19 protein-coding genes and 1 pseudogene are annotated in these 20,402 nt (G+C 62.7%); 12 read left to right on the top strand and 8 right to left on the bottom strand.

The window, feature by feature from the left end; genetic code table 11:
• Positions 1-19: 19 nt before the first annotated feature.
• From J3361_RS14065 to hpaI, 4 genes are read left to right on the top strand one after another with little or no spacing between them, the layout of a single operon-like run.
• On the top strand, positions 20-412 hold the full coding sequence (locus tag J3361_RS14065; protein ID WP_207965091.1) for a 5-carboxymethyl-2-hydroxymuconate Delta-isomerase: 393 nt from the start codon (positions 20-22) through the stop codon (positions 410-412).
• 53 nt (positions 413-465) lie between these two features.
• On the top strand, positions 466-1,770 hold the full coding sequence (locus J3361_RS14060) for an MFS transporter (protein WP_207965090.1): 1,305 nt from the start codon (positions 466-468) through the stop codon (positions 1,768-1,770).
• A gap of 12 nt (positions 1,771-1,782) precedes the next feature.
• Positions 1,783-2,586, top strand: coding sequence for a 2-oxo-hept-4-ene-1,7-dioate hydratase (hpaH, locus tag J3361_RS14055; RefSeq protein ID WP_207965089.1), 804 nt, complete (start codon positions 1,783-1,785; stop codon positions 2,584-2,586).
• Between the two features lie 14 nt (positions 2,587-2,600).
• Complete coding sequence (gene hpaI / locus J3361_RS14050; RefSeq protein WP_207965088.1) at positions 2,601-3,398, top strand: 4-hydroxy-2-oxoheptanedioate aldolase; 798 nt, start codon at positions 2,601-2,603, stop codon at positions 3,396-3,398.
• Positions 3,399-3,536: 138 nt separating this feature from the next.
• On the opposite strand, the gene hpaR is transcribed toward hpaI, so the two are convergent.
• From hpaR to J3361_RS14035, 3 genes are all read right to left on the bottom strand, one after another.
• A complete protein-coding gene (gene hpaR, locus J3361_RS14045; protein ID WP_207965087.1) occupies positions 3,537-3,959 on the bottom strand; it encodes a homoprotocatechuate degradation operon regulator HpaR in 423 nt (140 codons plus the stop codon).
• A gap of 224 nt (positions 3,960-4,183) precedes the next feature.
• Entirely contained in the window at positions 4,184-5,125 is a 942-nt protein-coding gene (locus tag J3361_RS14040) for a p-hydroxyphenylacetate 3-hydroxylase reductase component (protein ID WP_207965086.1), read from the bottom strand.
• 58 nt (positions 5,126-5,183) lie between these two features.
• Positions 5,184-6,353, bottom strand: coding sequence for a p-hydroxyphenylacetate 3-hydroxylase oxygenase component (locus tag J3361_RS14035; protein WP_207965085.1), 1,170 nt, complete (start codon positions 6,351-6,353; stop codon positions 5,184-5,186).
• A 311-nt stretch (positions 6,354-6,664) separates the two neighbouring features.
• On the opposite strand from J3361_RS14035, the gene J3361_RS14030 reads away from it, so the two are divergent.
• The 6 genes from J3361_RS14030 (at position 6,665) to J3361_RS14005 (ending at position 11,681) form a co-directional block, all read left to right on the top strand.
• Positions 6,665-7,963 carry an FAD-binding oxidoreductase gene (locus tag J3361_RS14030; protein ID WP_207965084.1) on the top strand — a complete coding sequence of 433 codons (1,299 nt, stop codon included), beginning with the start codon at positions 6,665-6,667 and terminating at the stop codon, positions 7,961-7,963.
• A gap of 188 nt (positions 7,964-8,151) precedes the next feature.
• Positions 8,152-8,517, top strand: a complete 366-nt coding sequence (locus J3361_RS14025) for a cupin domain-containing protein (protein WP_053122428.1) — start codon at positions 8,152-8,154, stop codon at positions 8,515-8,517.
• A gap of 51 nt (positions 8,518-8,568) precedes the next feature.
• Positions 8,569-9,228, top strand: coding sequence for a helix-turn-helix transcriptional regulator (locus tag J3361_RS14020; RefSeq protein WP_207965083.1), 660 nt, complete (start codon positions 8,569-8,571; stop codon positions 9,226-9,228).
• 78 nt (positions 9,229-9,306) lie between these two features.
• Positions 9,307-10,128, top strand: a complete 822-nt coding sequence (locus J3361_RS14015) for a molybdenum cofactor biosynthesis F family protein (RefSeq protein WP_207965082.1) — start codon at positions 9,307-9,309, stop codon at positions 10,126-10,128.
• The gene (locus tag J3361_RS14010) at positions 10,121-10,921 is read left to right on the top strand and encodes an SDR family oxidoreductase (protein ID WP_207965081.1); all 801 of its coding nucleotides are present in this window, start codon (positions 10,121-10,123) and stop codon (positions 10,919-10,921) included. The genes J3361_RS14015 and J3361_RS14010 overlap by 8 nt, the downstream gene beginning before the upstream one ends.
• The gene (locus tag J3361_RS14005; RefSeq protein WP_207965080.1) at positions 10,914-11,681 is read left to right on the top strand and encodes an SDR family oxidoreductase; all 768 of its coding nucleotides are present in this window, start codon (positions 10,914-10,916) and stop codon (positions 11,679-11,681) included. Before J3361_RS14010 ends, J3361_RS14005 begins: the two co-directional genes overlap by 8 nt.
• A gap of 68 nt (positions 11,682-11,749) precedes the next feature.
• Here the strand turns inward: J3361_RS14005 and feaR are convergent, their stop codons facing one another.
• The 3 genes from feaR to J3361_RS13990 form a co-directional block, all read right to left on the bottom strand.
• Positions 11,750-12,712: a transcriptional regulator FeaR gene (gene feaR / locus J3361_RS14000; RefSeq protein WP_207965079.1), complete on the bottom strand. Its 963-nt coding sequence runs from the start codon at positions 12,710-12,712 to the stop codon at positions 11,750-11,752.
• A 123-nt stretch (positions 12,713-12,835) separates the two neighbouring features.
• The gene (locus J3361_RS13995; RefSeq protein WP_207965078.1) at positions 12,836-13,456 is read right to left on the bottom strand and encodes a DUF3156 family protein; all 621 of its coding nucleotides are present in this window, start codon (positions 13,454-13,456) and stop codon (positions 12,836-12,838) included.
• Complete coding sequence (locus J3361_RS13990) at positions 13,401-14,900, bottom strand: APC family permease (protein WP_207965077.1); 1,500 nt, start codon at positions 14,898-14,900, stop codon at positions 13,401-13,403. The genes J3361_RS13995 and J3361_RS13990 overlap by 56 nt, the downstream gene beginning before the upstream one ends.
• A 293-nt stretch (positions 14,901-15,193) precedes the next feature.
• On the opposite strand from J3361_RS13990, the gene J3361_RS13985 reads away from it, so the two are divergent.
• Positions 15,194-16,522 (top strand): alginate export family protein, encoded by a 1,329-nt coding sequence (locus J3361_RS13985; RefSeq protein ID WP_207965076.1) that lies wholly within the window; start codon positions 15,194-15,196, stop codon positions 16,520-16,522.
• A 42-nt stretch (positions 16,523-16,564) separates the two neighbouring features.
• On the opposite strand, the pseudogene J3361_RS29500 reads toward J3361_RS13985, so the two are convergent.
• Positions 16,565-16,699: pseudogene (locus J3361_RS29500) on the bottom strand (methyl-accepting chemotaxis protein); the annotation flags it as partial.
• A 306-nt stretch (positions 16,700-17,005) separates the two neighbouring features.
• Here J3361_RS29500 and J3361_RS13975 point away from each other — a divergent pair.
• On the top strand, positions 17,006-18,493 hold the full coding sequence (locus J3361_RS13975) for an aldehyde dehydrogenase family protein (protein WP_207965075.1): 1,488 nt from the start codon (positions 17,006-17,008) through the stop codon (positions 18,491-18,493).
• Between the two features lie 447 nt (positions 18,494-18,940).
• Here J3361_RS13975 and J3361_RS13970 read toward each other — a convergent pair whose 3' ends face one another.
• Entirely contained in the window at positions 18,941-20,398 is a 1,458-nt protein-coding gene (locus J3361_RS13970) for an amidase family protein (RefSeq protein WP_207965074.1), read from the bottom strand.
• Positions 20,399-20,402: the final 4 nt, after the last annotated feature.

Here is a 20,402-nt window from a genome sequence, read left to right as displayed (position 1 = left end):
CGGCCTGAAGGAGCCGATCATGCCGCATTTCATCGCTGAATACACCGACAACATCGAACAACAAGCCGACCTCCCCGGCCTGTTTGAAAAGGTCCACGCCGTGCTGGGCGACAGCGGCGTGTTCCCCCTGGGCGGCATCCGCAGCCGCGGCGTGCGCCTGGACACCTGGCGCATGGCCGACGGCAAGCATGATTACGCCTTCGTGCACATGACCTTGAAAGTCGGCCACGGTCGGGACCTGGCCACCCGCCAGAAAGTCGCGGAAAAACTCTTCGAGGTGATCATCGCGCACTTCGCCGAACTCCAGGCTCAACGCCTCTTGGCCCTGTCGTTCGAGATGATCGAGCTGCACGAACAGCTCAACTTCAAAGCCAACAACGTCCACGCCTTCCTCAAGGGCCAGGCCAGCTGAATCCGTCTGCCCCGCACTCCCCCATCGGCCTCTCTGACAAAAAGTACAAGATCATGAGCACAGCCAATACCGCCGACACTGTCGGCACCGTCGCCCACGACCGCACCCATGCCACCATCACCTGGCGGCTGATGCCGCTGCTGCTGGTCTGTTACCTCTTCGCCCACCTGGACCGCATCAACATCGGCTTCGCGAAGATGCAGATGAGCGCCGACCTGCAGTTCAGCGACACGGTCTACGGCTTCGGCGCCGGCCTGTTCTTCATCGCCTATGCGCTGTTTGGCGTGCCCAGCAACATGGCCCTGGACCGGGTCGGTCCGCGGCGCTGGATCGCTACCCTGATGGTGGTGTGGGGCGCCTTGTCCACCGGCATGTTCCTCATCGAAAGCGCCGCTGGTTTCTACGTGCTGCGTTTTCTGCTCGGCGTGGCCGAGGCCGGTTTCTTTCCTGGCATCCTGGTTTTTCTCAACCGCTGGTATCCGGCCCGGCGCCGGGCCCAGGTGACCGCGTTGTTTGCCATCGCGGTGCCGATGGCCGGAGTGATTGGCGGGCCCTTGTCCGGCGGTATTCTCGAGCATTTCCATGACCTTGGCGGCCTGCGCGGCTGGCAATGGATGTTCGTCATCGAAGGGCTACCGGTGATCCTGCTCGGCTTGGTTGTGCTCAAGTGCCTGCCGGACAGTTTCGAGACGGTCAACTGGCTTACACCCCATGCCAAGCAACAACTGCGCGATCAGCTGAGCCTTGAAGAGCAGCGCAAATCCATCACCTCGTTCTCGGCGATCCTCAACAACCCCCAAGTCTGGTTGTTGGTGGCGGTGTACTTCGCCGTGATGTTGGCGGTGAACACCCTGGCCTTCTGGATGCCGACCCTGATCCACGGCGCCGGCATCGGCAGCGACGGCAAGGTCGGGCTGCTCAGCGCGGTGCCCTACCTGGCCGGCTGCTTTTTCATGATCGGCTGCGGGCGCTCCTCCGACCGCCATCGCGAACGCCGCTGGCACTTGTGCGTGCCGCTGTTGATGGCAGCGCTGGGCATCGCAGTCGCCGGGCTCTCACCTGGCAACCCGACCCTGGTGCTCAGCGGCCTGATCATCGCCGGCATGGGCGCCAGTGCGGCATTGCCGATGTTCTGGCAATTGCCGCCGGCCTTCCTGTCCAACACCACCCAGGCCGCCGGCATTGCCCTGATCAGCTCCTTCGGCAGCATCGCCTCGTTCTTCGCGCCCTACCTGATCGGCTGGATGCGCGACACCACCCAGAGCGCCAGCCTCGCCCTGTACGTGCTGGCGCTGCTCATCGCCCTTGGCGGCTTGCTGGTGCTGCGCACCCGGGCTGCCATCGTCAATCCTCAATAAGAGACCCTTGCCATGCTTGACCAGACTTTCATCCAGCAAGCCGCCGCCCGCCTCGACCAGGCCGAACGCTCCCGCGAGCAGGTGCGACAGTTTTCCCTCGACCACCCGGCCATCACCATTGAGGACGCCTATGCCATCCAGCGTGCCTGGGTCGCGCAAAAGATCAAGGACGGGCGCAAGCTGGTCGGCCACAAGATCGGCCTGACCTCGCGGGCCATGCAGGTGTCGTCGAACATCACCGAGCCGGACTACGGCGCACTGCTCGACGACATGTTTTTCGATGAAGGCAGCGACATCCCCTTCGAGCGTTTCATCGTGCCGCGGGTGGAAGTGGAACTGGCGTTCATCCTCGGCAAGCCGTTGAAAGGCCCGAACGTAACGGTGTTCGACGTGCTCGACGCCACCGAATGGGTGATCCCGGCACTGGAAATCATCGATGCGCGCATCCAGCAGATCGACCCGCAGACCCAGACGACCCGCAAGGTCTTCGACACCATTTCCGACAACGCCGCAAACGCCGGGGTGGTCATGGGCGGTCGTGCCGTGCGGCCGACCGAGATCGACCTGCGCAAGGTGCCGGCGGTGCTTTACCGCAACGGTGTGATCGAAGAGTCCGGCGTCTCGGCGGCGGTGCTCAATCACCCGGCCAAAGGCGTGGCTTGGCTGGCGAACAAGCTGGCAGCCTATGACGTCACCCTGCAACCGGGACAGATCATCCTCGGCGGTTCCTTCACCCGCCCCGTGGCCGCCAACCCCGGCGATACCTTCCATGTCGACTACGACATGCTCGGATCCATCGCCTGCCGTTTCGTCTGATCGGAGACCGCCTCATGGACATGCCTATCAATACCTTCAAGCAACGCCTGCGCAGCGGCGAGGCGCAGATCGGCCTGTGGCTGGGGTTGGCCGATGCCTACTGCGCCGAACTGGCGGCCAATGCCGGCTTCGATTGGCTGCTGATCGACGGCGAACACGCGCCGAATGACTTGCGCACCTTGCTCGGCCAGCTCCAGGCCGTGGCGCCCTACCCCAGCCAGCCGGTGATACGCCCGGTGATCGGCGATACGGCGCTGATCAAGCAAGTGCTCGATATCGGCGTGCAAACCTTGCTGGTGCCGATGGTGGAAAGCGCCGATCAAGCGCGCGAACTGGTGCGCGCCATCCACTATCCGCCCCACGGTGTCCGCGGCGTCGGCAGTGCATTGGCCCGGGCGTCACGCTGGAACAGCATCCCCGGCTACCTCGACAAGGCCGATGAACAGATGTGCCTGCTGGTGCAGATCGAAAGCCGCGAGGGCCTGGCCAACCTGGATGCCATTGCGGCAGTGGACGGTGTGGATGGGGTGTTCATCGGCCCGGCGGACCTGAGCGCGTCCATGGGGTTTCGCGGCAACCCCGGTCACCCGGATGTGCAGGCGGCCATCGAAGACGCCATCGCCCGCATCCGCCAGGCCGGCAAGGCTGCCGGGATTCTCAGCGCCGATGAAACACTGGCCCGCCGTTATCTCGAACTAGGCGCGGCGTTTGTCGCGGTGGGCGTGGATACGACGGTGTTGATGCGGGGCTTGCAGACACTGGCGGCGACGTTCAAGGACACACCAAAGCCGACGGTTGGCGGCGTGTACTGACCTTGCCGCATCTCCTCTGGCTAGGGGATCTGTGGGAGCAAAGCTTGCTCGCGAAACAGGCACCTCGGTCTCTGAAAGACCGCAGCGCCTTCATCGCGGGCAAGCCTTGCTCCCACAGAAGTTAACCAACCGGCGATCTCAGCGCCTGATCGCCTTCAGCTCATTGAGCAACCCCAGCAACGTCTGCAATTTTTCTTCCCCCAGTTTTTCCTGCAAACGCTGATAGTTCGCTTCCATGCTCTGGCTCATCGAATCGAAACTCGCCTGCCCTTGCGGCGCCAGGCGCACCAGCACTCGTCGCTGATCCTGTTCGGCCTTGCGCCGCACCACCATGCCCGCCGCTTCCATACGCACCAAGACGCCGGTCATGCTGGGCTTGAGGATGCAGGCCAATTCGGCCAGGCGATTGATCTCCAGTTCGTCGTGCTGGCTGAGGATACGGATGACCCGCCATTGCTGCTCGGTCAAGCCGTGCTGGTTGAGGGAAGGCCGGAAAAACCCCATGGCCGCTTCGCGGGCCTGGAGCAGGGTCAGGGTCAAGGATTGGCGCAGCTTGGGCATGAGTATGTTCGCGAGAGGGATTTAGTTAATGAGTTAACTAAATCCTAACATTTTCGATGCCGAGTTACCTGCGGCAAGGGGACTCATTGTGGGAGCAAAGCTTGCTCGCGATACAGGCAATGAAAATCTTTCAGAAATCGAGTCGCCTATGTCGCGAGCAAGCTTTGCTCCCACAACACATCTCTCGCCACAACGGGTGAATGCCAGTCTTTACTGGATGTCGCTCAAGCGCCCTTGATCACACCCTTGAGCACTTGCTTGAAATGCTCGACCTGTTCCTCGCTGAACTGGCCGAACACCTTATCCTGCTGCTCCTTGGCAATCGCCCAGAGCCCTTCCGTCTCATCGATTCCCTTGACCGTCAGGCGTACCCGCTCGCCTTCATCAATCACCAGGCCCTTGCGCTTGAGGTTGGCCACGGCTTCTTCGATCTCGCGCACCGGCATCGCCACTTCCCGTTGCAGGTCGCACAGGCTCAGCCCCGCGTCGTTCTCCAGCACCATCAACATCCGCGCTTCGCTGGTGCGCAAGCCGGTGGACAACTGACGCGGCTGGTAGCTGGCCTGGTAGGCTCGCAGCGCCTGGGTCATCAGGTAATACAGGTTGTGGCTCAAGCGGCCTTGGAAATGACTGCTGGGCGACTGGCCCTCTTCCCGCTTGGTCATGCGCGTGTGAGGCAAGACCATCGAGTAAGCGCCCTGGTGGTAGAGCAACGGCGAACGCCCAAAATCATCAAAGGCCACGACCTTGCCGATCAAGATCCAGTGATCGCCGCCGTCCACTTGCTGGAATTTTTCGCAGTGAAAACGTGCCGCGCAATCGACAAACACCGGAGCGCCGCCTTCGCCGGCCTCGAATTGGATTTCAGCGAAGCGGTCCTCCTTGGGTCGGGCGAAGTTGTTCGACAGGTCGATCTGGTCGGCGGCCAACACGTTCACCGCGAAATGGCTGGCGGTTTCGAACACCTCGTGGCTGCTGGAGCGCTTGTCGATGCTCCACAGGATCAGCGGCGGGTCCAGGGACACCGAGTTGAAACTGTTGGCCGTCACACCGACCTTGCGGCCATCTTCAGTGGCGGCGGTGACCACGGTCACGCCGGTGGCGAAGTTACCCAGGGCCCGGCGGAACGCGCGGGTGTCAAAAGCGGTAGCACAAAGACTGGACATGCAAGACTCCCGGCCGCCTCAAGGAGCGGCCTCGATTATTGTTCTAGGGGACAAGCGATCAAACCATGGACGGATCAGGCTCAAGCCCCATCAGCTCACGACCGAGGATCTGCGCACAGACGTCATAGTCGGTGTAAGCATGGGCGCCGGTCAGGTGGGCGTCGCGGAACAGCCGTTGCAACTCGTTGGTCTCGAACCAGGCGCCGCCACCGGCGGCCTCCATCAAGCGGTCGACGGCCTGGATGCACATCTTGGTGGCGTAGCCTTGGTTGGTCCGCCAGAACGCCAGGGTCTCCCGGCTGGGGTACGCGTGGCGCTCGCCGTGTTCGGCGTGCTCCTGCCAGGTTTTTTCCAGGAAAGCACGGGCCGCCGCCACCTGATGGGTCGACTCGGCCAGGCGCATCAACGCCGGGGTGGCGGCACCGACGGCCGCGCCGGTGTAGGCCCGCACGCGGTTGCGGGTTTTCTCGCGAAAAACCTCCAGCATGCGCTCGGCCACGCCCAGGCTGACCGTGGAGAAACCACTGGCGAAATACGGCCGGTACGGCGAGTAGAAAATCTTGCTGTCGGGATACAGGCCGAATCCGCCGGACTTGCCCTCCATCATGTCCTTGGCTTTCTGGATCCGGTGTTCCGGCACGAAAGCGTTGTCGATGATCAAGGTCTTGCTGCCACTGCCGCGCATGCCCACCGCGAACCAGTCATCGCGAATTTCATAGTCGCTGCGCGGCAGCACCGCAAAGCAATAATCCTGGGTGCCTTCGACGTTTTTTCGGCGAAACCCCACGATCGCCCATTCGGCATGATCGCAGCCGCTGCTCCAGCCCATTTCACCGCTGAACATCACACCGCCATCGGCCTCTTCGGTGCGGCCAAACGGCGCGATGCTGCTGCTGGCGGTGGCATCCGGGTCATCGCCCCAGATTTCCTGCTGGGCCTTGGCCGGGAACATTGCCAACTGATGGCTGTGGGTACACAACAGGCTCATGGCCCAGGCCGTGCTGGCACAGGTACCGGCCAACAGCGCGATGCAATCAGCGAACTGCGGCAGGGAAATCTCCAGGCCACCGTAGGGTTTGGGCTGGAAGGCCCGGTGCATGCCGATGCTCTTGAGCAAGGCGATATTCTCGGCGGGCACGCTACGGTCTTTCTCCGCCTGGAAGGCGTTCGCGGCAATGGCCGGCAGGAGGGGCTTGAGGTCTTCGAGCAGCGGGTTTGGCTTTTTCATGGACGGGCTCTTTTATTATTGGCATCTGCCGATCCCGCCTTTGCCCGGCAACCCGGGGTTGCACAAACAGCGGGGATCAGTGATTAAGGCCGGTCCAGTATGGGCAATCCCGGGAAGGTGAAAAATGCACCTTCCAGATCCAAGATTGTACTTTTCATGGGCAGGTTTCGGCTCCATGGCGCGCTCGGTCAAATACCCCGGCACGGATGATCAAGACAAGCGCCCCGCCAAGGCTCTTAATAGAGCCATCCCTTGCCAAGCCTCGCGTAGACATGGCAACGGAGTTTTCCTTCACTTTGTCAGGTTGCGTCATGATCAATATCGAAACGCCCACCTATTACACAGCCACCAAGAAATACAACCTCAGTTTCCCGACGCTGGAACAGGACGTGGACGCCGACGTCGTGGTCATTGGCGGTGGTTTCTCCGGCATCAACACTGCGCTGGAACTCGCCGAAAAAGGCATCACCAACATCGTGGTGCTGGAGGCGCGTTACCTTGGGTTCGGCGGCACCGGGCGCAATGGCGGGCAGATCATGGCCGGCATCGGTCATGACCTGGAAAAGATCAAGAAGGACGTGGGTGAAGACGGCCTGCGCCAGGTCTTCGAGATCAGCGACCTGGGCGCCGACATCATCAAGGACCGTATCGCCAAGTACGCCATCGATGCCGATTTCTGCCACGGCTACGGCTACATGGGTTTCAACGCCCGCCAGGAAAAAACCCTGCGGGCCTGGGAGAAAGACTTCAAGTCGATCAACAGCAAGCACGAGATCCGCTTCCTCGGCGGCTCCGACGTGCAGCAGATCATCGGCTCCAAGTCCTACAGCAGCGCCTTGCTGCACATGGGCGGCGGACATGTGCACTCGTTGAACCTGTTGCTGGGCGAAGCCAAGGCCCTGGTCAGCCACGGCGTGCGGATTTTCGAAAACAGCCCGGCCCTGGAAGTCAGCTATGGCGAGCGCATCACCGTGCGCACCGGGCGCGGCTCGGTCAGGGCCAGCAAGCTGCTTTGGGCCTGCGACAGTTTCCTCAACAAGCTGGAACCGGAACTGCACCGCTCGACCATCAACACCTACGCTTTCCAGATGATGACCGAGCCGTTGTCGGACGAGCTGATCCAGCGTATCAGCCCGATTCGCGGTGCCTACAGCGATATTCGCCCGGTGATCGACTACTACCGCGTCACCAACGAAAACCGCCTGCTGTTCGGTGCCGCCACGCCATTGGTGGAGCATATTCCCCAGGACCTCAAGGCCTGGAACCGGCGCCTGATGCTGAAGATCTTCCCGTACCTCAAGGACGTGAAGATCGACCTGGCCTGGGGCGGCCCGATGGCCTGCAGCCCGAACCTGTTCCCGCAGATCGGCACCCTGCCCGGCCGCAGCAACGCGTTTTTCGTCCAGGGCTATTCAGGCTTTGGCGTCACCCCGAGCCACATTATCTGCAAGGTGCTGGCCGAAGGCATGAGCGAAGGCTCGGCGCGCTACGACCTGGTCAGCTCGATCCATCGCCCGACCATCCTCGGCAAAGACGCCATTCGCCCATTGCTGCTGACCGCCGGCAAGTCCTGGCATCAGTTGTCGGGTTACTGGAATGGCCGGCGCTGATAGGAGCGACTGAACACAAAACCTGTGGCGAGGGGATTTATCCCCGCTGGCTGCGAAGCAGCCCCCTAAAAAGAGCAGCGTAGATGCAGGTTTTTTCAGGGTCGCTGCGCGCCCAGCGGGGATAAATCCCCTCGCCACAAGAATCCTTTCCAACTTCGCTGTTTTTTCACTCATCAGGAGTCACTGCCATGCCCCTTATCACCCTCGAAAAAGACATCCAGCTGTCCGACCTGGACGCCTGGGGCACCGTCGCCGATCTCGGTTCGCAGATTCTCGAAGGCGAGGTCAAGGCCTTCGGCAAGATGACCTTCGGCGCCCCCACCGACCCGGTCAGCAGCGCCTATTTCGGTACCACCCAAGGCAAGTTCCGGATGGTCTACCCGTTCGCCGAACAAGCCACCGTGGTCACCGGTGAAGTGGTCCTCACCGACGAGGCCACCGGCCAGAGCACCCGTTACAAGGCCGGCGACAGCTGGTTCGTGACCAAGGGCACACCGGTGCTGTGGGAAGTGGTCAGCGAAAGTTTCGTCAAGCACTACTTCGCGGTAGTCTGACCGGACCGGGCTGCCGGCCCCACCGGCAGCCCGCTTGCGAAGGTAACGACCATGAACGTCATCCCGACCCAGGACATCGCCGGCCAGTGCCTGCACGCATTCACCCAACTGGTTCCCGTCAGCCGGGCGGCGTTCTACTGCGTGGATCGGCAGCTGCAAGTCCACGACTTCAGCCTCCATGGGATGAGCGGCGAGATGCACCGCGACTACCTGGACAACTACCGCCAGTTCGATCCACTGCACCCGCGCCGCTGCGCCTCCAGCGAACTGGCCGTGGTGCCGTTGGGCCTGGCAATGGCCCGCCAACCGTTGCGCGACAACCAGCGTTATCGCGACTTCCTGCAACGCTACGGTGTGGTCGATGTGGTGGAAGTCTTCGCCCATCGCGACGGTCAGCCCCAAGCCGCGATTTCGCTGCTGCGCACCGCCGAACAAGGCGCTTTCACCCCTCAGCAGCTAAGCCAACTCAGTGCGTTGCAGGCCTTGCTGCAACTGGCCGTGGCCCATCTGCCGGCCCATGAGGACCCACTGGCCGACCTGACGCCCAAGGAACGCCAGATCGCCTGGCTGCTGCGTCAAGGCGTCAGCAACAAACAATTGGCCCGGGAACTGGAGGTGGGCTTGCCGACCATCAAGACTCACCTGATCCACCTGTTCCGCAAAGTCGGTGTGAGCAGCCGTACCGAGTTGGTCAGCGCGTTGTTCCTCTGATCAACCATTCGGTTGATAGGCCCCCAGTGCCTGGCACCCCATGATCCGAGTGGCTAATTCAACCACCGGAGCCTTGCAATGAGCACATCTACAGATTGGATCACCGTCGGCGCCCTGGCCGATGGCTTTGCCCCCGAAGCCTTCATCCTGCCAAACCTGGCCGACCTGGACGGCAAGACCTTCACCCTGCATTTCGCCAACGGCTGGCAGATCGAGCATCGCTTCGAGCAGGACACCCTGACCTGGAACGCCGCAGACGGCCATTCCAGCGGCACCGCAACCTACCGAGCCACATCGGTACGGCCGGGCCTGTACCTGGTGGACTTCATCAAGCGCGAAGACGAGCTGACGTCGTCGATCAGCCTGGTGCTCGATACCGCCAACGCCGCCTTCACCGCCGTGATCGGCCGCATGCCGAGCCAGGAACAGACCGGCGAAGGCCTCTACCACCGCGCACTGGCCGGCAAGCCACTGACCTCGGTTCAAGCGCAGTTCCTCCACGGCAGCCTCGATCGGCCCTGGCAGCCCGGCCTCTGCCCGCACGCACCAACCACCGAACTGGTGGGGCTGCGCAACCTGTATCGCTACAGCCCGAGCGAAGTCTACGAACACATCTACCTTAACGACCAGTTCTATTCCTGGCAGTGCCTCAAGGGCGTTGAACAAGGCCTGTGCGACACCGATCGCTGCGACACCTACAAGATCGCCGATCAGTTGTACCTCTTCGTCTGGCGAGAAAAGATCATCCCGACCCTGGGCCTGGTACTGATCGATCTGCAACAGCACCGCAGCGACGGCAAGATCTTCGGCTACGCCGGTGCGTCGTTCGATGAGTTTTCCAATTTCCCGGTCAGTTCCTATTGCCAGGTGCTCAACCAGACGGAGTATCCCGATGCCTGACTCACGCACCGTGGTGATCACGGGTGCCGGCACCGGCATCGGTGCCGCTTGCGCCCGGCTGTATGCCAGCGAAGGCGCCAATCTGGTGCTGATCGGCCGCCGTCGCGAGCCTCTGGAAGCACTCGCCGAGGACATCGGTGGCTTGGTGTTGGTGGGCGATGCGGCCTGCCCGCGCACCTGGGACGGCTTCGTCGAGCAGATCCAGGCGCATTACGGCCGGCTCGACGTGTTGCTGGCCTGTGCCGGCGGCTTGGGCATGGGCAGCGCCACCGAGACTCAGCCATCGGCCTGGGAAGCCACCCTGCGCAGCAATCTCGACAGCGCCTTCTACAGCGCCCGAGCGTGCCTGCCCTTGCTGCGGGAAAGCGCCGGCAACATCGTGTTGATCGCCTCCATCGCGTCATTGGCGGCAGGCCCCCAGGTATGCGGCTACACCACCGCCAAGCATGCGTTGTTGGGCCTCAACCGTTCATTGGCCAGGGATTACGGGCCTCACGGCGTACGGGTCAATGCCGTCTGCCCAGGCTGGGTCCGCACGCCCATGGCCGACGAAGAAATGCAGGTATTGATGCAATACCATGGCGAAACGTTGCAGCAGGCCTACGACCGGGTCTGCGCCGACGTGCCGTTGCGCAGGCCGGCCAGTGCGGAGGAAATCGCCAACGTCTGCCGTTTCCTGGCCTCGCCTGAAGCGTCGATCATCACCGGGGCGACGCTGGTGGCCGATGGCGGCTCCAGCATCGTCGACGTGCCGACCCTGGCCTTCAGCCGGATGGAGGCCAGCGATGTCTGATGATCTGGATTTCAGCGGCCAGACCGTACTGGTCACGGGTGGTGCACAAGGTATTGGCCGGGCCATCGTCGAAGCGTTTGCCCTGCGCGGGGCTCGCGTGGTGATTGCCGACCTGGGCCTGGCCCGGGCCGAAGCGGTGGCCAGCGAATTGACCGCCGTGGGCTGTCAGGTACAAGCCGTGGGTGTCGACCTGGCCGACGCCACAGCGATCTGCGCCATGATGACCGCGCTGGAACAACGCTTGGGGCGCCTGGATACCTTGGTGCACAACGCCGGGTATTTTCCGCTGACGCCGTTCGTTGAGATCACCCCGGCAATACTGGAACGAACGCTGGCGGTGAACCTGTCGGCGCTGTTCTGGCTGACCCAGGCGGCGCTGCCGATGTTCCGGCGCCAGGGCCGAGGCTGCGTGCTGGTGACCTCCTCGGTCACTGGCCCGCGGGTGGCGTATCCAGGGCTCAGCCATTACGCGGCGTCCAAGGCCGGGGTCAATGGTTTCATTCGCAACGCCGCGCTGGAACTGGCGGCCGAGAATGTCCGCGTCAACGGGGTCGAACCGGGCATGATCGCCACACCGGCCATGGCCAACCTGGGTGACGATGAGGTCAACCAGGACATCGCCCGCCGGGTGCCGCTGGGTCGATTGGGTCAACCGAGCGACATCGCCGGGGCCATGCTGTTCCTGGCGTCGAGCCTGGCTGGCTATGTGACTGGGCAGACGTTGGTGGTGGATGGGGGTTCGACTTTGCCGGAGGTGTAACAAGGGGACAGCCGGTCAGTTCGCGAAGGCGTCGGTCCGGCCAGCGATGAACTCGGAAAAATCCTCCCTCAAGCCACCCCCTGCCCCACCTGCAAACGACTGGAACGAAACGCCTTGGGCGACTGCTCGAACTGCTTCTTGAACGAACGGCTGAAATGCGCCGAATCGGTGAAGCCCCACTTGTAGGCGATCGAGGTAATGGACTCGTCCCGCAGGAACGGGTTGATCAGGTCATCGGCGCTGCGCTTGAGCCGGGCCCGCTGGATATAACGGCAAACGCTGTCATCCTGCTCTTCGAACAAACGATACAGATGCCGCACCGAAATATTCAGCCGGTTGGCCAGGCCCACGGGGCTGAGGCCGGGTTGGGTGAGTGATTCGTCGATAACCTTCTGCACATAGCTGCGCAAATGGCTGCCCTGCAAGGCTGCCCCCTCGTCACGGCCATCGCTACCCTGTTCCAAGGCCGAGCCCAACAGCGAAACGAAGGCACTCTGCAAGGCTTCACCTTCGCCCGCCGCGCCCTCGCCGTCCGGTGTGTCCTTGCACAGCTGGTCCATCAACACATGCAGCATCCGCCCACACGCCTTGCTCGACGACACCTTGCCGAAGGTCTTGGTGTCCCCACCCAATTGCCGCGATACGTCATGGCGAGACAAAGACAGCACCGCGTGCTCGATCAGGCCGAACGGGGTGATCTCAAGCGCGCCTGCCGAATCCATCAACAATAATTCACCGGGTGCCAACTGGATGCTCTGGCCGTTCTGGGTAATGCGGCAGTAGCCGCTGCGCTGGCTGACCAGGAGGCAATCCTGGTCATCATCGTGATCGGCGTTGGGCGAGTGACGCTTGATGTTACCGGCGTTGGTGCGCAGGTTTGCGAGGGCAAGGCCACCCCGCTGAAAATTCGACACTTCACCAATGAACAGTGTGCGATTGAAGGCCAGTTCGGTGTCGAAGTGGCCGCAAGTCGCCCGCAGATCCCGGTTCCAAGTGTCCAGACCGTCCTGCCCAACCTGTTGCATGCTCATGGCATTCTCCGCAGTGGCTTTTTGTTTTTGTGCGGCAATAGTTAACATGTTATCTATATGCGCGCAACAAGTACCTGATCGCCAGAGCAGTAGCAGGAATGATGCCAGGGCAGCGCAGCAGAATCAGAGCGTCGTCAACACCCGTTGCAGGCCGCTCAAGGTCGCCAACAGGACGCCGCGCTGCTCGCGGCTCAACGGGATATAACGACGAAAGGCCGGCATGCGATTGACCACTTCGCTACCGCCCATGTGCTCCAGGCGCACGCACCACTGGCGGCCCTGCAGATCGATGCGCAGCCGCTTGAAATCCAGGGGCATGAGGGCCTGATACAACACCAAGTCCTGCTCCACGGCCGCCTGCACCCTGGCCGCCAAATCACGGCGCCCGTCCCGCTGCCGGCACCGAATGCCACTGCGCCGGACAGCCCCGCCGTGGTGCAATTCCAGGCGCGCCGTGCCCTCTCGGGAAGCAGGCACGCGCAGCACGAATTCGGTCATCACCAGGTGCATCAACAACTGCGATTCGGTGCGCTCGACAATCTCCAACTGCAAGCTGCCGTCGTCAGTGACGGCCGTGGCCAGGGTCGGGCCTGTGACCTCGAATCGCGCCAATGCGAGGTTGCGCCGCAGGTGTTCCAGGGTCACCCCGGGCCGATAACCGGCCGGGGCGCGCTGGGCGCTGAACACCTCAGACAGTTTTTGCAGCAGGGTCGATAAACTCGCCCGCAGGTTGCCCTGGCTCATGGGAGAACTCCTTGGCCAGTACGTCTTCCACCGACGCTGGCTTGAATGGATTGACCTTCTGCACCACCAGGGTCCAGAACAAGGCGTAAGCCGCGGTGCCGCCGAGCATCACCGCGAAGGGCACGTAGATGTCCGCCGGATTCATGCCGGGCGGCGTGATGAACCACATGCCCAGCAGAATGCCGACACTGGACAGGATCTGCGGCAACGGGAACCACGGTGAGCGATAGGCCCGCGGCAGATCAGGGCGCCGAATGCGCAGGCTAACCACCGACACGGTCACCAGCAGGTAGGCAAAACTCCAGGCGCACACCGCCGCCAACACCAGGTGCATGATGTTGTCCGGATTGCCGCCCAGCCACCACGCATGCAGGCAAGGAATCAGCATTGCCACCAGGATGCACAGCAACGGCGTCTTGAAGCGTGGATGCAGATACGTGAAGACCTTCGGCAATGCGCCGTCCACCGCCATGCCGTAGAGAATCCGCGGTACGCCGGCCATCAGGGTGTTGATGGTCGCCGCGCCGGCAAACAGAAATCCGATGCCCAGCCACATCGGGCCGATATCGCCCATGACCTGTTCGGCGAAGCGTGGAATCGCCATGGGGGTGTCCAGCAGATGCACGCCGCTGGTGGCATCGAGCAGCACGTTTTCCACCTGACGCTTCATCGCCGCACCGTAGATGAACATGCAGGTGGCGACGCTGAACAAGCCCAGCATCATGGCCCGAGGCATGGTCCGGGCGGAGTTGCGCAGATCCGGCGCCAGCGGCGTGACGAATTCGCAGCCGACGAACATGAACATGGCCATGCCCACCAACGACAACACCGTGACCAGATCGGTGCCCACCACGGAGGCACCGAACCAGCCCTCCAGTTCCACCGTCGGCGCCGCGATCAGGCCCAGCACGCCGAACACCATCAGGGTCGTCCACATGCCGAATGTCAGGATGATTTCGGCCCGGCCAAAGGCACTGACGCCGAACGCGTTGAGCACGCCAAACACCACCACGAAGCCCACGCCCAGCAACCAGGAACCGCCCGCCGATTCGGCCAGGGTGTTGAGGTGCTCGAAGTTCACCAGGGCCATGACCCCGGCCAGGATAGTCTCGGCGGTGCCGGCGAACACATGGACAATCAGATAGGCCGACAAGGTGCCGGTAATCGCGAAGAAACGGCCCATGCCACAGTTGATGTAGTCATAGACCGAGCCGGTGGTGGGAAGAATCGACGCGGCCTCGGCGAACGTCGTCGCCTGGGCCAGCATCATCACCACGGCGATCAGCATCGCCACGGCAAAGGCGCTGCCGCCGATGCCAAAGCCCATGGTCGCGGTGAGAATCACGGGGCTTGCCATGATCAGGCCAATGGTGCTGGCCAACGCAGTGGGAAAACCCACCGAACCCCGGTTCAAGTGCTCGGTGAGCCTGTCATTGATCGACATGGTGCAAGGTCCTCGAAAGCGGATTATTAGTATGGATGCCACAGCCGTCCAGGAACCGGCGATCATGCCTTCCCCAACCGGTCCCTGATCGAAACGGCGTTGCGTGCTGCCTTACTCTGCGCCGCCCCGCCCCGGGCGTCTTGCCCATGTCTGCCGCCGGTTTTGTTGCTGCCTGCCAACACCGCCACGCTGGCGGCCTGGGTCAACTCCTTGGCAGGCAGGTGAAAGACTTCCCCGGCTGCCGCTCCCTTTAATGCGCGCTCTGCTGTCCTATCCACACTGGGGAATCCACCATGGAGCACACACGCCGTACACCTTTGCTGCGCAACGCCATCGGCCTGGGCATCGCCCTGCTGGTCGCCGATTCATCGGCCCAGGCCTATGAGCTTTACGCTGACGAAGACACCACCGTCACCGGTAACTTCCTGGCAGTCTACGGGCTGTTCAATAGCCGAAAGAACTACGACGGCACCGCCGGTGGTTCGAGCTGGCGCGAAGGCTTCATCAAGTATGGCCTGAGTATCGACCAGACACTCGGCAGCCTGGGCAGTGTCTACGGGACGGCCAACCTGGTCAGCTCCGGCACCTGGGGTGATGGCGATGCGGCCGGCCTGAGCGACGGCTCCGAACGCACCACCAAGTTCGACGAAGCCTTTGCCGGTTGGCGCTCGGGGGACTTGTTCCCGGCATTGGGCAAGGACGGTGTCGACCTGTCCTTCGGCCGCCAGGTGATCACCCTCGGCGACGGTTTCATCATCAACGACGATGGCCTGAACCTGGGCAAAGGCGTGGCCGATGGCGAGCTCAATCGCGGCGGCGCCTATTACCTGGCGGCCCGGCATGCCTTCGACGAAACCGCCGTCGTGCGCCTGGGCGGCAAGGACGGCGTGCATGGCAGCCTGATGTGGATCAAGTCCGACAACCGCGCCCAAGCCAATACCGAAATGGCCGCCGGCACCCTCGAGTACACCGCCGCACCGGGCACCCTGGGGCTGACCTATATCCATGGCCTCGATGTCGACGACCGCTACGCCAGCGATTTCCAGAAGCAGCGCGACGGCATGGACATCTACAGCCTGCGTGGCGCCGGCAATGCCGGCATCGAAAATGCCCATTTCTCCTTCGAGTACGCCTGGCAGGACAAGGACGCGGGCCCGGAGAAAGCCTGGTACGCCGAAGCCGGCTACACCTTCGCCGACCTGCCATGGACGCCGGACCTGACCTATCGCTACAGCCGCTATTCCAAGGATTGGGACTCGATGTTCAACGGCCAGAACCGTGGCTACGGCACCTGGTTCCAGGGTGAAGTGGCGGGCAACTACGCCGGGCCATTCAACAGCAACACCGCCATCCAGCATGTGGGGCTCAAGCTCAAGCCGGCGGAAAACGTGACCATTGGCGCGCTGTTCTTCGACTACCAGACCCTGCACAGCCGCGAAGCCTTGGACCTAGACGCGCAGGAGCTGGACCTGTACGTGGAATGGGCGGTGAATGAACACCTGATCATCACGCCGCTGGTGGGCCTGTACAAGCCGGAGAAGGATGCGGACAACGGCGGCAATCAGGTCGGTGGCAATGGCACCAATGTCTACAGCCAGTTGGTGGTGGCGGTTCCGTTCTGAATGGGTCGGGAGCTGCTCCGATGGCAGCTCCCGCTCGGTTTATTGTTTGTGCTGGTGCAGCATGGTCTGGATCTGATGGGTCGCCTGCCGGGTGCTTTGCGCGAGCTTGCGCACCTCATCGGCCACCACTGAGAAACCGCGCCCGACATCTCCGGCCCTGGCCGCCTCAGTGGCGGATAGGCGTCGAGCAGCGGCGTGTCCTCCGTTTCGCCGGCCAGTACGCGCTGCACCTGTGCGATCAACGCCCGTTTCTGTTTGTTGGTCTGGAGAAACATCGCCCGCCCCTATGCCATCAAGTCGAAACCCGGATCTGATCGCAAACCGACCGGGCTGGCTTGTCCCTGCCTGCACGGCGCCTTGCTTCTGGCTGCCAACCACCCAGGCTGGCAGCCACAGACATACCGCGCGGCAGGCACAGTCAAGCCGGGCGGTCGCGCCGGGATTACCCTCGGGCTTTCCCTTGTTCGCGATCAGGAACCCCTCATGAGCGATATTGCCCTGCTGCCTCAGGTCGAAGCCTTCCTCGCTAGACATCACGCCCTGTTCATTGACGGTGGCTACGTCGAAAGCCAGAGCCGCCAGACGTTGGACGTCGTCAATCCCGCCACCGGCCAAGTGATCGCCCAGGTCAGCGACGCCGCCCCTGGCGACATCGACGCGGCGGTGGAATCGTCCCGCCGCGGTTTCAAGCAGTGGTCCCGAACAGCGCCGGCGGTCCGCGGCCATGTGCTGCTCAAGTTGGCGGACCTGTTGGAGCGCAACCGCGAAGAACTGGCGCAGATCGAAACCTGCCAGTCGGGGAAGATCATCCACATCTCCCGAGCCTTCGAAGTCGACCAGGCCGCGCACTTCCTGCGTTACTACGCCGGCTGGGCGACCAAGATCAATGGCGAGACGATCACCCCATCATTGCCCTCCTTCGCTGGCGAACGCTACACCGCGTTCACCTTGCGTGAACCGGTTGGGGTGGTGGTCGGCATCGTGCCGTGGAATTTTTCCACCATGATCGCCATCTGGAAACTGGCCTCAGCCCTGGTGACCGGCTGCAGCATCATCATCAAGCCCAGCGAGTTCACCCCGCTGACCATCCTGCGCATCGCTGAACTGGCCATGGACGCTGGGCTGCCGGCCGGTGCCCTGAACGTGTTGACCGGCGGTGGCCAGGTGGGCAAAGGGCTGATCGAGCATCCTGGGACCGATAAGGTTTCATTCACCGGCTCCGTGCCTACCGGCCTGGCGGTGGGCCAGGCGGCCATGGGTGCCGGGTTGACCCGTGCGACCCTGGAACTGGGTGGAAAAAATGCGGCGGGGTTCTTGCGCGATATCGATCCCGAGGTGGCGGTCAACGGCATCATCGAGGCGGGCTTTCTGCATTCGGGACAGATCTGCGCGGCGGCGGAACGGTTCTTTGTCCATCGCTCACAGATCGAGTCGATCATGGACAAACTGGCCCAGCGCTTGAGTAAGCTCACCATTGGCTCGCCCCTGGACGAACGCACCGAATTCGGCCCGGTGACCAACCGCCAGCACCAGCACAAACTCGGGGAGTTCTTCGCCAAGGCCCGCGCGCAGAACAACACCATCGTCCACGGCGGCAAGCTGATCGATGGGCCAGGTTGCTACGTCGAGCCGACCATCATCCTCGCCAACCGCCGCGATGACAGCCTGCTCAACGAAGAAACCTTCGGCCCGATCGCCACGTTCTTTCCTTACGACACTGAAGAGGAGTTGCTGGAACTGATGAACGACACGCCCTACGGCCTCAGCGCCAGCCTCTGGACCAACGACCTGGGCAAGGCCCTGCGCATGGTCCCCGCCATCGAAGCCGGCACGATCTGGGTGAACATGCACACCCTGCTCGACCCGGCCGTGCCTTTTGGCGGCAGCAAATCTTCCGGGATGGGCCGTGAATTTGGCAGTGCATTCATCGATGACTACACCGAACTGAAATCGGTGATGATCCGCTACTGAAACAAAAGGGCTCTGGAGCAACATCCCAGAGCCCAACCCACCAAAAGCCCCTTAGCGGACTGTGTACTGCTACTTACTTAAGAAAAATGATGGGCCCGTGGCGAGGGAGCTTGCTCCCGCTTGAGTGCGAAGCGCTCACAAAGGGGCCGCTGCGCAGCCCAGCGGGAGCAAGCTCCCTCGCCACGGGTTTGTCGGCGGCCTTAAACAAACAGTCCCCCTGTCGGAGCTGAGCTTGCTCGCGATAGCGGTAGGTTGGCTTGCATTCATGTTGAATGTGCCAACGCCATCGCGAGCAAGCTCGGCTCCCACAGGGTAATGGGGTTGCACAAATCCTGGGTTCACCAAAAATCCCCCTGTGGGAGCTGAGCTTGCTCGCGATAGCGGAGGGTCAGTCAATGATGAGCCCACTGCCCCAACGCCATCGCAAGCAAGCCCACTCCCACCGTTTCACCGCTGGCAGGCGTTGACCGGGGGTACTCGGCCGCGCCAGGGTTGGGCGCGTTCCAGTTGGGCGGCCAGGGCCAGCAGGGTGCTCTCTTCACCAAAGCGCCCGGCAAAATGCGCGCCCATCGGCAAGCCATTGGCACTCCAGGACAACGGCACCGACATCGCCGGCTGGCCGCTGGCATTGAACAGCGCAGTGAACGGCGAATAGCTGTGGTAGCGCTCGATCAGTTGATCCAGACTCATGCACACATCCTGCAGATCCAATTCGCCAATCAACACCGGCTCGCGGGTCAGGACCGGGGTCAGGATCACGTCGTAATCCTGCATGAACACCGCCAACTGCCGGCCCAGGGCATGAATCCATTCCACCGCCGCGGCATATTGGGCGCCGCTGACGTTGCCCTTGTCCCGCAAGATAATCCGGGTACGCACCTCCAGCTCTTCCGCCTGCACGGCAAATCCGCGCATCTGGCCCAACAGGTCGACATAGTGACGAGAGCTGGCGCCAATGATGGTGAACACATGGTCGAAAAATTCCAGCAACCCCACCGGCAGGCTCACCGGTTCGACACGATGCCCCAACGCCTCGCACAACCGTGCCGCCTCACCCACCGCCTGGAGGCTTTGCGGCGCGGTAGGCCAAGGGCCGAGCTGTTCGACCAGCGCAATGCGCAGCGGCTTGGGATCCGCCTGCACCGCCATCACATACGGCAACGCCTGGACCGGCGCGGCATAGGGCGCGCCCAGGTCCATCCCGGCAGTGGCGTCCAGCAGCGCCGCACTGTCGCGTACCGACAAGGTGATCCCATGGGGCGTGCCCATCCCCGCCCAGCCCTCGCCCACTATCGGCCCCGACGGCATCAGGCCACGGCTGGGCTTGAACCCGAATACGCCACAGCAAGACGCCGGCACCCGCAATGAGCCGCCGCCATCATTGCCATGGGCGAACGGCACCACACGGGCCGCCACCAACGCCGCAGCGCCGCCACTAGAACCACCGGCGCTGTGCTCGCCGCTCCAAGGGTTGCGGGTGGCACCAAAGCGCGCGGACTCAGTGGAATACGACGTGCCGAACTCCGGCGAAGTGCTGGTGCCCATCACCTGGCATCCGGCATGGCGCAGGCGCGTCACGACTTCCGATTCGAAATCCGCCCGGCAGTCACCCAGGGCACGCGAGCCGTTGGTCATCGCCGCGCCAAGCACCGGCGAGAACAAATCTTTGATCAAGGTCGGCACACCGGCCAGCAGGCCTTGGCCAACCTGTGGTGTGCGCGCCGCCTGCCGGGCCGAATCGTACAAACGCTCGGCCACCGCATTGAGCTGTGGCTCGACCCGCTCGAGGCGCTCGATGGCGGTTTCCAACAGTTCGCCAGGCTGGACTTCGCCACGCCTGACCCACTCGGCCAGCGCCGTGGCATCTTCACTGTCCATCAGTTGGTGAATGTCTTGCATACCCATGTTT

The sequence above is a fragment of the Pseudomonas sp. OA65 genome (assembly GCF_017498305.1).
Taxonomy (GTDB): Bacteria; Pseudomonadota; Gammaproteobacteria; order Pseudomonadales; family Pseudomonadaceae; genus Aquipseudomonas; species Aquipseudomonas zanjanensis.
Note: the sequence above shows the minus strand (reverse complement) of the source record. Positions and strands in the feature narration are given on the sequence as shown.